The organism is Parachitinimonas caeni, assembly GCF_030129945.1.
GTDB classification, from domain to species: Bacteria; Pseudomonadota; Gammaproteobacteria; order Burkholderiales; family Chitinimonadaceae; genus Parachitinimonas; species Parachitinimonas caeni.
This window is the reverse complement of the sequence record NZ_JARRAF010000004.1, coordinates 63,942-76,504: the sequence shown is the minus strand read 5'-3', so window position 1 is coordinate 76,504 and position 12,563 is coordinate 63,942. Positions and strand designations below refer to the sequence as shown.

The 12,563-nt window shown below is 47.7% G+C and carries 12 protein-coding genes; all 12 read right to left on the bottom strand.

Translation table 11 applies throughout. The annotated features are described in order from the left end of the window. Window positions 1–58: 58 nt before the first annotated feature. Window positions 59–1,231, bottom strand: coding sequence for an ATP phosphoribosyltransferase regulatory subunit (locus tag PZA18_RS04560; protein WP_308447325.1), 1,173 nt, complete (start codon window positions 1,229–1,231; stop codon window positions 59–61). Window positions 1,232–1,373: 142 nt separating this feature from the next. After that, window positions 1,374–2,252: a protease modulator HflC gene (gene hflC, locus PZA18_RS04555; RefSeq protein WP_284099615.1), complete on the bottom strand. Its 879-nt coding sequence runs from the start codon at window positions 2,250–2,252 to the stop codon at window positions 1,374–1,376. Further along, window positions 2,253–3,437, bottom strand: a complete 1,185-nt coding sequence (gene hflK, locus PZA18_RS04550; RefSeq protein WP_284099614.1) for an FtsH protease activity modulator HflK — start codon at window positions 3,435–3,437, stop codon at window positions 2,253–2,255. 4 nt (window positions 3,438–3,441) lie between these two features. After that, window positions 3,442–4,560, bottom strand: a complete 1,119-nt coding sequence (gene hflX / locus PZA18_RS04545; RefSeq protein WP_284099613.1) for a GTPase HflX — start codon at window positions 4,558–4,560, stop codon at window positions 3,442–3,444. A gap of 85 nt (window positions 4,561–4,645) precedes the next feature. Then, a complete protein-coding gene (hfq, locus tag PZA18_RS04540) occupies window positions 4,646–4,918 on the bottom strand; it encodes an RNA chaperone Hfq (protein WP_284099612.1) in 273 nt (90 codons plus the stop codon). A 116-nt stretch (window positions 4,919–5,034) separates the two neighbouring features. Further along, entirely contained in the window at window positions 5,035–6,360 is a 1,326-nt protein-coding gene (gene der, locus PZA18_RS04535; RefSeq protein WP_284099611.1) for a ribosome biogenesis GTPase Der, read from the bottom strand. Between the two features lie 9 nt (window positions 6,361–6,369). Further along, complete coding sequence (gene bamB, locus PZA18_RS04530) at window positions 6,370–7,509, bottom strand: outer membrane protein assembly factor BamB (RefSeq protein WP_284099610.1); 1,140 nt, start codon at window positions 7,507–7,509, stop codon at window positions 6,370–6,372. Next, the gene (locus PZA18_RS04525) at window positions 7,506–8,141 is read right to left on the bottom strand and encodes a YfgM family protein (protein WP_284099609.1); all 636 of its coding nucleotides are present in this window, start codon (window positions 8,139–8,141) and stop codon (window positions 7,506–7,508) included. The genes bamB and PZA18_RS04525 overlap by 4 nt, the downstream gene beginning before the upstream one ends. Before the next feature lie 110 nt (window positions 8,142–8,251). Then, window positions 8,252–9,529, bottom strand: coding sequence for a histidine--tRNA ligase (gene hisS, locus PZA18_RS04520; RefSeq protein ID WP_284099608.1), 1,278 nt, complete (start codon window positions 9,527–9,529; stop codon window positions 8,252–8,254). Beyond that, a complete protein-coding gene (gene ispG, locus PZA18_RS04515) occupies window positions 9,530–10,798 on the bottom strand; it encodes a flavodoxin-dependent (E)-4-hydroxy-3-methylbut-2-enyl-diphosphate synthase (RefSeq protein ID WP_284099607.1) in 1,269 nt (422 codons plus the stop codon). 15 nt (window positions 10,799–10,813) lie between these two features. After that, window positions 10,814–11,800: a RodZ domain-containing protein gene (locus tag PZA18_RS04510; protein ID WP_284099606.1), complete on the bottom strand. Its 987-nt coding sequence runs from the start codon at window positions 11,798–11,800 to the stop codon at window positions 10,814–10,816. Continuing rightward, window positions 11,797–12,561: a type IV pilus biogenesis/stability protein PilW gene (pilW, locus tag PZA18_RS04505; RefSeq protein WP_284099605.1), complete on the bottom strand. Its 765-nt coding sequence runs from the start codon at window positions 12,559–12,561 to the stop codon at window positions 11,797–11,799. Before pilW ends, PZA18_RS04510 begins: the two co-directional genes overlap by 4 nt. Window positions 12,562–12,563: the final 2 nt, after the last annotated feature.

Genomic DNA, 12,563 nt, shown 5'->3' with positions numbered 1-12,563 from the left:
TCAGAAAACGTGCGCCGCAAACAAGTCTGCAAGTAAATTACCAACTTACTACAGTGCATCAGACATCAATCGGCACAACTATCCACTTGTCAGCAACCTGCCGAATTTCTCGATCCGCCTTGAGTTCATCAACATCCATGACATCCCCAAGCTTGACCACTACAGTCTCACCGGAAGCACGTAGCGAACGGGTTAACTCAATTAGAGCGGGATCGATGCAATCAGGAGACAAGATAGCCGGTCTGGCAGGAGGTGGTGGCAACTTCCAAGCCAGTTCCTTCAAGTCAACACTAAAGCCCGTCGCGGGCCTGGGTCGACCGAATTTTTCTCCCACTCGATCATAACGGCCACCTCTGGCAATCGCGTTAGACCAGCCCGGAGCATATGCAGCAAAAACCAGCCCTGTGTGATAGTAACCACTCCGCAATTCAGCCAAGTCAAAAAAGACCTCAATCCCCAGCAGCTGCAAAGCTTCAGATAGCAGCTGTAAATCACTCAATGCGGAACGAATTTGAGGAAAATCCGGCAAAAGTCTTGCTGCATCATGCAATACTCCCACTCCACCATAAAGCTGAGGCAAAGAGGTAATGCCTTTGCGAATAGTCTCGGGTAAGTGTGCAGTAAGTGTCGCGAGCTCAGGTAAATTTTTCTTCTGCATTGCATTAAAAATTGCCTGCCGCAGATCACCACTCAGCTCCGCCTCGTCAGCCAAGGCTAAAAATAGTCCAATATGGCCAACGTCCAGATGAATACTCTCCACTCCTGCCAACTTCAGGCATGAATGCATCAATTCGATGATCTCAACATCCGCAGTGAGGCCATCGTGGCCGTACAACTCAGCTCCAACCTGCAGTGGTTCACGGGAACTCAAAATGCCATCCGGTCGGGTATTCACAATCGAACCGGCATAGCACAGTCGCGTTACGCCGTGCCGATTGAGTAAATGTGCATCAATCCGTGCAACTTGAGGAGTAATATCAGCACGCAACCCCATCTGCCGCCCAGATAATTGATCCGTCAACTTAAATGTCTTTAGATCAAGAGCAGCATCCTCTAGAGTAAAAAGTGACTCGACGTATTCCAGTAGCGGGGGCATCACCAATTCATACCCAAACCGGGAACAGCAATCCAGCAGCTTACGCCGCAGAAACTCAATACGCCTTGCCTCTGGTGGCAGTACGTCTGAAATATTTTCCGGCAATATCCAGTGTTGCATGGATGCAATCGACACTTAAACCTACTCCAAATTGACAAAAATGAACGGCAAGCCAGACCCTGGTACAACGCAATTCACAGACAGCAAAATGCCCTCGAAATTAATTCGAGGGCAACTCACTTTACACAAATACGAATAACTGCCAAACACCAATAACCTACTTACCCCCACTTCGTCCAGGTGTCTTCAGGTATTTAAAGAAGTCAGAACTAGGGTCCAAAACCATTACATCAGTACGACTTTTAAAGCTCTGTTTATAAGCGTCCAGACTCTTATAAAGACTATAGAATTCAGGATTCTGCCCATACGCTTGTGCATAAATGGCGGACGCCTTGGCATCGCCCTCACCCTTTACTTGTTGTGCATGATTGTATGCCTCAGCCAGCATCACCTCTCTCGTGCGATCAGCTTGAGCACGTATCTGTTCTGCCTCAGCAGCCCCCTCTGCACGCAACTGATTCGCCACCGCCTTTCGCTCAGACTGCATTCGATCAAATACCGACTGGCTAGTGCGATCCTCAAAATCAACACGGCGCACCCTGACGTCAATCACGCGTACGCCAATACGGCGAGCATCCGCATCAGCAATCGTCTGTGCCAAAGCCATCACCTCATCCCGCTTGCCGGATATCACATCCTGCACAGTTCTACGGGCAAACTCGTTGCGCAATACGTTATTGACGGTATTGCGTAAACGATCCGCAGCTTGGCGCGACTCGGTACCAACTGCCTTGTAATACCTTTCAACATCAACAATTTGCCACTTTACGTAACTATCGACTTTAAGATTCATTTTTTCGATAGTTTGAATCCTTGCGGGTTCATCAGCGTCAATCGTCTGGATACGACGATCGAAGTAACGATAATCCTGCAGCAACGGAATCTTGAATTGTATTCCTGGCTTGGTAATCACTCGAACAGCTTCACGAAACTGGAAGACAATTGCATATTGTCGTTGATCAACGGTAAAAATACTTGCATTAACAAGCATCAATGCAAGCAAAAGCGTCAGCGCTGTTGTCAAAAGCTTATTCATTTAGCGCCCCTCCCTCTCACCACGTACCGACAAATCCAGCCTAGCCCTTGGGCCTGACTCTAAGTTGCCGGATGGATCTGCCGCCGGCTTGTTAGTGTTATCAGCCACACTGGTACCTTGCCCACTTAACTGAATGAGCTTATCCAAAGGTAGATAGAGAAAATTACCAGCGCCTGACTTTTGATCCACCAAGACCTTGGTGGTATTGGTATATATCTGCTGCATGGCTTCAAGATACATACGCTCTCGCGTGACCACGGGCGCTTTCGCATATTCAGCAGCCACTTGCTTAAATCTCGAAGCGTCGCCCTCAGCCGTCGAAACAACCCTAGACTTGTATGCCTCAGCCTCTTCTTTCAATCGAGCAGAAATACCTGCTGCTTTCGGAACAACATCATTCGAATATGCCTTACCTTCGTTGATCAATCGAACCTTATCTTGGCGAGCCTTAACGGCGTCTGCAAAAGCCTCCTGAACCTGCTCTGGCGGCTGCACATCCAAAATATTCAGCCTGGACAAAGATATACCCGAACCATATTTGTCAAGCAGCACCTGCATGATGCTCTTGGTGGTATCGGCAATCGCTCCCCGATCTTCGTTAAGTACCGAATCAACCCGACTACGTCCAACGACTTCTCTCACTGCGGTCTGAGCCACCTGCCGCACCAAATCACGACCATCTTTTTCTTGAATCAAATTATTGAAGGCATAGTCTTTGGCATCTTTGACGTTGAATTGAATTTCAAGCTGCACTTCGATCAAATTCTGGTCGCCAGTCACCATCAAGGCTTCCTGTGCTGTTCCAGCCTCTCCCTTCACGCCAAGCTTCAGACTTCTATATTCAGTAACATTTACAATCTCAGCCCTCTCTATGGGATAGGGCATATGCCAATGCAGTCCTGACTCCTTAACAGTTTCTAAGTAGCTGCCAAATCGAATCAGAACGGCATCTTCACGTTCATCGACGACATAAAACCCACTCGACAGCCATAAAAATACAAAAATCAAACCCGCAATAATTAAGCCACCATTTACAGCTGAAGCAGCCGGAGGTTCTGGGTCCTGTGCGGAGCCTTTACCACCAAAAAATTGTTGCAATCGGCGTTTAAAATTCCGGAATATTTCGTCAAGATCTGGCGGACCATCGTTATTTCGACGTCCCCATTGAGGGTCTTGTTGTGCCATAGTCTTATGTCGGTTCCAAGTTATTGGAATTTGTATTTGCAGTGATTTCGATCAAAGCATCTCGCAGATACTGAAGTCCTACACCAGTTTTTGCACTAACTTTTACCGCCTTGATTCTGCCGACCTCATCACGCTCGATACCGGGCTCCCATTCGCACAGATCAATCTTGTTCCAGACCAATATCTGCGGAATATCGGAAGCACTGATTTCACTCAATACTTTATTTACCTCTTCAATCTGAGAATCGCGACTGGTACTGTGGCTATCCACCACATGTAGCAATAAATCAGACCTAACCGTCTCTTCCAGAGTAGCCCGAAACGCCGCGACCAAGCCATGTGGCAATTGCCTTATAAATCCGACGGTATCGGAGAGAACTACTTGCTGACCAGGTTGCAGATAAAGTTTGCGACTTGTTGTATCCAAAGTCGCGAACAACTGATCTGCAGCATACGCATTTGCATGCGTCAGTGAATTGAAGAGCGTTGACTTACCCGCATTGGTATAACCTACCAAGGAAACTGAAAATTGCCGACTTCTTTCGCGCGCCCGGCGCTGCACCGCCCGTTGTTTTCCAAGGCTCTGTAATTTATCCTTTAAGGCTTTGATCCTTTCATTCAACAGCCGTCGGTCAATCTCAAGCTGAGTTTCACCAGGCCCGCCCCTCACACCAATACCACCACGTTGACGCTCCAGATGAGTCCACCCTTTTACAAGGCGCGTAGACAAGTACTGCAGCTGGGCCAGCTCTACTTGAAGCTTACCTTCATGACTTCGGGCACGTTGCCCAAATATGTCCAGAATTAGCTTAGTTCGATCAATTACACGACATTGCAGAGCTCGTTCAAGGTTGCGTTCCTGCGCACCTGACAAGGTGCTATTGAACATCACCATTTGAGCGCCATGTAGGCGCACTACTTCAGCAATTTCTTCGACTTTACCACTTCCGGCAAACAAAGCTGGATCTGGTCGATGTCTTCGCCCTTGAACAACCGCAACAGGATCAATACCTGCACCGGAAGCCAAAAGCTTGAACTCCTCCACCGCTTCTTGATACTCGCTGTCTCCAAAATCCAGGCAGACCAACACAGCAGAAGCGCCACGATTATGACGTTCAAACACTATTTAACTGCGACCTTATAGAGCCGACACAAAAACGTCGCCATACCACAGAGGGAATGGCGACTGCTTGAGAGGATTTGCTAGTTTACGACTCAGCAGACCCCGTCGTTTGCGGTTGATTACCGTGGGAATGTTGCTCGTAAGGAATGCTAACAGGGCGGGATGGAACGACTGTCGAAATGGCGTGCTTATATACCATCTGAGTGACAGTATTCCTCAATAGCACGACATACTGATCAAATGACTCTATCTGCCCTTGCAATTTGATGCCATTCACAAGGTAGATCGACACAGGCACATGCTCTTTGCGCAGAATATTGAGAAACGGGTCTTGTAGCATTTGCCCTTTTGCGCTCATTTTTTAGTTCTCCGTTTAGGGTAATAAAATTAGAAGTGGTACCTAAATAAAAACAATCTTGTAAGTAAAGGCACCTAGGAGTAATAGCAGCTTTTATGGCATTACGCCACCATCAATCAACCACTTTGGCTATCAAATGGATTGTCACTGCGTTTGAATTGCACTCTCAGCGGAGTTCCTTGCAACTTAAACATTTTGACAAATGTATGCTCAAGGTATCTCCAATAGCTATCAGGAATATGCTCCAACGCATTACCATGGACCACCACAACAGGCGGATTCACCCCCCCTTGATGGGCATATCTTAGCTTGGGTCTGACCGCACCAGCGCGAGGCGGCTGTTGCTTTTCGACGGCAAGCTGTAAAGCACGGGTCAGCTTTGGTGTTGGCAATTTGACCATCGCAGCCTTATAGGCAGTATCAATCGAGTCAAACAAATCACCAACACCTTTGCCCTGCAAAGCGGAGATAAAATGAAACTTCGCAAATTCCAAAAAATTTAACTTTCGGCCAATATCGCGCTTGACTTGATCCCTTACAGCGACATCAAGCCCCTCCCACTTGTTTACAGCTACAACCAAGGCGCGGCCTGTCTCCAGAACAAATCCAGCGATAGTTGCATCCTGTTCCGAAACGTCTTGCCTTGCATCCAACACCAAGACAACAACATTGCAGTCCTCAATAGCCTGCATAGTCTTAACAACAGAGAACTTTTCGATCACCTCGGTGACCTTGCCTCGCCTGCGCACGCCTGCTGTATCAACAACAGTATAGGGACGTGAATCTCGTTCAAATTCAATATAGATGCTATCTCGCGTAGTCCCTGGCTGATCAAACGCAATTACCCGCTCTTCACCGAGGATCGCATTAACCAAAGTGGACTTACCTACATTTGGCCGACCAACAACCGCAAATTTCGGGTGATCACTCAAAGTAGCATCATCTACAACCTCAAATGGCTCAAGCACCAACTCCATGAGGTGCTTCACACCCTCACCATGGCTAGCGGATATTGCCAAAGGATCACCCAATCCTAGCTCGTAGAATTCCGCCGCCACAATACTCTGCTGCATGCCTTCAGATTTGTTGACCACAAGCCAGACCGGCTGCGAGATCTGACGTAGGTGATTTGCAATAACCTTATCCTGGGGGGTAATACCGATACGGGCATCAACGATGAACACGACGCAGTCTGCTTCATCAACAGCCTGCAAAGTCTGCCTGGCCATTTCATGCATAATCCCATCTTGCACGACTGGTTCAAAACCACCTGTATCAACCACAAAGTAGGGCTTATTTCCAACGCGACCGTGACCATAATGGCGATCACGAGTAAGCCCAGGAATATCCGCAACCAAGGCATCTCTAGTCTTGGTAAGACGATTAAACAAGGTAGACTTGCCCACATTGGGCCTACCCACCAATGCTACTGTTGGTTTCATGTATTTAACTTACCGCAAGGCAAGCGAATAAACGCTGCCACTTTCAGTCTGAACGATCAAACGCTCATTATTCACAATTGGGGCTACCAAAACCTTACTGCTGTCGGTTGCCGTACGCGCGACCAAGGCACCATCCTCAGCATCAAGTAAGTGAACAAACCCCTCGAAATCTCCAACAGCGAGATACTTCCCAAAAAGAATCGGTGCCGTCAATCTACGGCCGGTTAATGAGTCCTGCCGCCAAACAAGCCTTCCTATAGACCGTTCATACGCTGCTAGAGCACCCGCGCTGTCTGTGACATAAACATTCCGAGCATCAATTGCTAATCCCGCAGAGCTTGAGACATCTTTAGCCCAAAGTAGCGTGCCATTCGACGCAGCAAAACAGGCAACTTTACCCTGAAACGCAACTGCACAGACATGTCCGCCGGAAACAACCGACTGGCTTACAACATCACTGATCCGATCAAGCTCTGTCGCCCCGCGAGAAGACGCCACTACAGACTCCCACAGAATCTTGCCATCATATACTGCGATGGCTACCAGCTTACCTCCAGCCAACCCCACATAGGCGACACCCTCGACAACGGTTGCTGATGCATAATTGCGCAAAATCAGTGCCGGCTGGCTACGTCGAACCTGCCATACAACTTTCCCATCAGTCGCTTCCAAACCAAAGATACGACCATCCCCAGTTCTTACAACAACACGCCCGTTTGCAATAACAGGTGAGGCAATAATCTCACTTCCTAATTGAGTCTGCCATTTCTTTTGGCCAGTCAAACGGCCATAGGCCAAAACAGCCCCTTTATTCGTTCCCGCGACAACCAACTCCCCCCAACCTGCCACACCGCCAGAAAGTCCTGCTTCCGGTTTGACCGAAAATAACTGTTGGCCAGAATTTATATCGAATCCATTTATTTGTCCGGAAGCCGCTCCAGAGACAAGCACATTTGAATCAACGCTAGGAAAAAAACGATATATCTCTGCTGAACCACCCGACGCCTTCCAAGCAATTTCCAACTTACCGATCGGCTTCGTAATTTCAACCAATGGCGAAGGTGGCTGGCTATTATCGACAGAAGAACAACCCGTTAGGACGAAAAAAAATCCAAATAATAAAAATGCACGGACGGACTTTAAAATCAATTTTTAGTCTCCAGCGCACTCAATTTCAGCTCAACAAATCTTACATTAGGGGAGTCTTTACCGAGTTTAGCAATTGCCTCTTTGTAGGCTGTCTTTGCTGCAGGAAAATCCTCCTTAGCCGTCAAAATGTCACCCTTCGCATCAAGGAAAAGCCCAGCATAGCCGTCGTCACTGAAGGTCTTAACTTGATCCAAAGCAGCATCATACTTCTTTTCATCCGCCAAAATCGCGGCTAACCGAAGCTTCGCAATTGGCAATAAAATATCCTCAGAAGCATTATCAGCAATCCACATCAGTAATCTCTTGGATGCCAGAACATCCCCGTTATCATGAGCTGCTTTAGCAGCTAGAAAAACCACCCTAGCGGTGTACGCATTTTTTGGATATTCAGCAATTGCCTTGTCTGCCAATGCAATAATCTTTGTAGGATTTTTCTCTGCTAATATCTTCTCCATATCAGAGAGATACAGACTAGCACCAATAGATTGTTGGCTATTGTAGTAATTCCATGCTTGAACACCGCCAAATGTAAATATACCGGCAGCAGCGGAGGTCAATATAAGCTTACCCCATTTTCCCCACCAAGCTTTTAACTCTGCGATCTGCTCTTGTTCCTGTAAATCATATGCCATTTCATGCCCAATCCAATATTTACCCCTCCGCTTAAAGGGCGGAGGCAAAGAGCGCCTAGCTTGCAAAAATTACTAAGTTCCAAGGCAAGAGTTGACCTGAAAATTAGTACTTAGTTCACCCGACTCGAAATTTCTTTGCGCAATATATCCGGCAAATCTGATATTGATACCAGCCTTTGCTCCATCTCAAACCGTAGGGCCTTCAAGTTCACCGCATTCGCATTGGCTTCCATATCGCCAATAATCACAGCAAATTGCGCACCTGATGCATCTGCACGCTTCATCTGAGACTTAAAACTACCACCACCGGCGTGCAATACTACCGATCGTCCCGAATCTCTCAACCTCTCAGCAACTAAGGGCGCTATATGGGCCGCCCGCTCTCCCGAAAATGCGAGATACACATCCGGCGCATCATTCCCAACCAGGCCATATTCTTGCATCAATAATATAACCCGCTCTATGCCAAGACCAAACCCACAAGCAGTGGTTGGCTTTCCTCCCAATGTTTCCATCAGCCCATCATATCGGCCACCGCCAGCAATCGTGCCTTGCGAACCAAGCTTAGTGGTAACCCATTCAAAAACTGTTCGATTGTAATAATCCAGCCCACGCACCAAACGATGATTGAGTTGGTAATCAACACCGGCAAGCTGTAGAAGCTTGCAAAGCCCTTCAAAATGAAGGCGACTATCTTCCCCCAGAACATCAGAAAGTTTGGGTGCGCACATAATAAGTTCCTGCATTGCAGGATTCTTACTATCAAGAATACGCATCGGATTGGAATGAAGCCTTCTTCTAGAGTCTTCATCCAGGAGGGCTGGATGCCGTGAAAAATAATCTATCAGCGACTGTCTATACTTCGCTCGCTCTTCAGCATTTCCAATCGTATTCAATTGCAACGAAACATCCGCAATGCCAAGTTCTTTCCAAAGCCTTGCAAGCAGGATGATCAATTCAGCATCGATGTCAGGGCCTTGAAAGCCAAAGGCCTCCACTCCAACTTGAGAAAACTGCCTCTGCCGCCCCTTTTGTGGTTTCTCATGCCGAAACATTGGCCCCATATACCACAACCGCTGCGGACCATTGTATGTCAAGTTATGTTCGACGACAGATCTAACACACCCAGCCGTTCCCTCCGGTCGAAGGGTGAGGTGATCACCGTTCAGAGCATCGATCCAAGAGTACATTTCTTTTTCGACAATATCCGTATGCTCGCCAACGCTCCGAACATATAGTGAGGTCATCTCTACAATCGGGAGACGGATGCTGCGATAGCCGTATTGAGCCAAGACCTTTTGGACTGTTTGCTCAAACCGCTGCCACAAGGCTGAATCCCCAGGCAGAACATCGTAAAAGCCTTTAATTCTTTCTATTTTCTCGTTCATTCAAGCAATGGCCTTAACTGGAATAATTCGACGAGTAGCTCGCAACCTCCCACCCTCACCGTAATTTTCTTTTACATAGGCATCCACAATTGCCTGAAAATCTTCCGCAATTGTCTCGCCTTTTAATGTCACCGTTTTTTGACCATCAACAAAAACCGGTGCAACAGGCACCTCCCCTGTACCAGGTAACGAAATACCAATATTGGCAAGCTTGGACTCTCCAGGGCCATTAACCACACACCCCATGACAGCCACATTCATATTTTCAACACCAGGATAGGTGCTTCGCCAAATCGTCATTTGCTGACGAAGGTATTGTTGAATTTTCTGGGCAAGCTCTTGAAAGAATGAGGAAGTTGTACGCCCACATCCCGGACAAGCAGTAACCAACGGGGTGAAGGAACGGATACCCATCGTTTGGAGGATTTCCTGAGCAACCACTACTTCAGTGGTCCGTGACTCCCCTGGCAGAGGTGTCAATGACACACGAATTGTGTCTCCAATCCCTTCCTGAAGCAAAACCGATAACGCTGCGGTTGAGGCAACTATCCCTTTCGAACCTATGCCAGCTTCCGTCAAGCCAAGATGCAAGGCGTAATCACCCCGGCGAGCGAGCTCACGATAAACGGCAATCAAATCCTGAACACCGCTAACTTTGCATGAGAGAACAATTCGATCAGCAGGTAACCCTAACACCTCGGCAGCCGATGCACTTTCCAGAGCAGACCGTATCAATGCTTCCCGCATGAGAGCATCGGCAGCCAAGGGAGAATCCGAGCGACTATTCTCGTCCATCATGGAGGCGAGCATTGCTTGATCAAGGCTACCCCAATTTACACCAATGCGGACTGGCTTGCTGTAGCGGACGGCAGCATCAATCATCGTTGCAAACTGTTCCTCCTTTTTGGAACCTTTTCCAACGTTACCAGGATTGATTCGATATTTAGAAAGTGCATCAGCACATTCTGGATACTGACTGAGCAGTTTATGTCCGTTAAAATGAAAATCACCAATCAACGGAACAGGACACCCTTGGTTATCCAGCGCCACTCGGATTGCAGGAATCGCGGCGGCGGCCTCGATAGTATTAACGGTCACTCGGACCATTTCAGAGCCTGCGCGCCACAAATCTAATACCTGCAAAACTGTCGCATCAACATCGGCAGTATCGGTATTAGTCATAGACTGCACCACAACCGGCGAACCCCCACCGATTTTCAGATGATCTACGACGACAGCACGGGTATTGCGGCGCAATAAATTCGACATTTCAAAATCCGACGATCACTTCAATTCAAGATTGGCAACGTCTGTTTTGGTATAAGGTCCCAAATCAACGGTTTGGCCTTTAAAATACAACTTGGTATGAGGAGCATTACCAATGCGAATACGATACGGAACAACTCCCTTCAGGTCTTTCGTCATACCTGCACGCATCAACTCACTTGCTAGCTTCACTCCTTGCGAATCAACCACCATAACCCAAGTATCTGCGTCCGCCACAATTTTCAACTCATTGCCGGCAGTAGCAGGAATAGCTGAAGTACTTGCAACATCAACGTGAGATGCGGTTGCGGCGATAGCTTCAGGGGGCCTATAAGATTGTTGATCAGCGTTACCTACGGGCGGCAGCGCGCTACTATCGACTGCCTTGGGCGCCTCAGAAGCCGAACTACCGCCCTCATTACCTTTGATAACTTCAGAAGTAACGCTTGAACTCTCCTTGGTCACCGCAGAACTGATCTCTGAATTACGAGGAAGGCTGGATGCCATAGTCACAGGAGCGGCCGAAGAAGAAGTAACCGCTTCTTTTGAAACGGATAAAGTTGGCTCGGAACGTTGACTAGACAATTTCCATATCCCAAAAGATACAAGGCCAACCGCCGCTAAACCCAGAACAATGCCAATTGTTGAAGTCCGGCCACGCGCACCGCTCAACCCAAGTACAGGCATTGCTTCCTCCCGTAACTGAGGCAATGCCGCTTGAGGCGTTTCATTTGGCAAATGCTGATCCAAATATCGCAATAGAGGGGCAGCATCCATTTCCAGAAGCCGCGCATAATTTTTTACAAATCCACGGACAAATGTATTTCCTGGCAATTGCCCAAAACGATCAGCCTCAATGGCCTCAACCTGTTTCTTACCTAGCTTCAGCTTGTTAGCTACCTCATCAATCGACCAACCCATTTGTCGCCGTCTGGAAGCTAGCGCAGCACCTGCCGATTGAAATTCGGTTTCCCCAATCATCCCACCTACATTCATATCAGTCATTTTATCGTGCTGGTATATTGATCAGATTGTGCATCGTTCAGCATTTTCACTTCGGATGAATCAGGGAACTGCCTTCTTAATTGCTCAGAAAGTGCGGTTTCCAGTTCTTTATTTCCCAGGCGCCTTTCAACCCTAATATGCAGTAACATGACTTCAGGCGAAGCCTTAGTCAATTTCCCCATTTGTCCGATATATTGCTTAGCCAGTTCATACTGCTGCCGCTTATAAGCCAATTCCGCCGATGCAAATAGCAGCTGAGGATCATTTGGCTTCAAACGCAAGGCACGCGAGAACCAGTCTCCTGCCTCGCCCATTTCTCCAGAACGCGCAGCACAGATCCCAGCAGAATATAACGACTTCTCGGGCGTTGAATAAAGAGGGTTTTTGAGTGCATTGCGGAAATAGACACCAGCTTCTGCGTATTTTCTCTTCTTGTTACACAAAAACCATGCCATGTTGTGATTGGCATTAGAATCCTGAGCATCTAGCTGAAGCGACTTTCTAAAACTCTCCTCAGCTTTGTCATCCTCTTTCAATTCTGAATAAATCAATCCTTGTACATTGAATGCTGGTGCGTATTCAGCATCCACCGATAGTGCATTCTGTATTTCTTCCAGAGCAATGCCAAACTGGCCTCGAGTAAAATACGCTGCAGCCAATTCCGTTCTTAATCTTGCCCTCTCCTGGCTCTTGGGATCCTTGTCTGCGAAAACCGGACCTGCAATCAAGCAAACGATAATACCGAGAGGTAAATATCTCATTC

What these genes read in the sequence shown, in the direction of transcription:
- hflC (WP_284099615.1), bottom strand. Translation starts at nt 2,252, where the DNA reads ATGAATAAGCTTTTGACAACAGCGCTGACGCTTTTGCTTGCATTGATG.
- hflK (WP_284099614.1), bottom strand. Translation starts at nt 3,437, where the DNA reads ATGGCACAACAAGACCCTCAATGGGGACGTCGAAATAACGATGGTCCG.
- hfq (WP_284099612.1), bottom strand. Translation starts at nt 4,918, where the DNA reads ATGAGCGCAAAAGGGCAAATGCTACAAGACCCGTTTCTCAATATTCTG.
- der (WP_284099611.1), bottom strand. Translation starts at nt 6,360, where the DNA reads ATGAAACCAACAGTAGCATTGGTGGGTAGGCCCAATGTGGGCAAGTCT.
- PZA18_RS04525 (WP_284099609.1), bottom strand. Translation starts at nt 8,141, where the DNA reads ATGGCATATGATTTACAGGAACAAGAGCAGATCGCAGAGTTAAAAGCT.
- hisS (WP_284099608.1), bottom strand. Translation starts at nt 9,529, where the DNA reads ATGAACGAGAAAATAGAAAGAATTAAAGGCTTTTACGATGTTCTGCCT.
- ispG (WP_284099607.1), bottom strand. Translation starts at nt 10,798, where the DNA reads ATGTCGAATTTATTGCGCCGCAATACCCGTGCTGTCGTCGTAGATCAT.
- PZA18_RS04510 (WP_284099606.1), bottom strand. Translation starts at nt 11,800, where the DNA reads ATGACTGATATGAATGTAGGTGGGATGATTGGGGAAACCGAATTTCAA.
- pilW (WP_284099605.1), bottom strand. Translation starts at nt 12,561, where the DNA reads ATGAGATATTTACCTCTCGGTATTATCGTTTGCTTGATTGCAGGTCCG.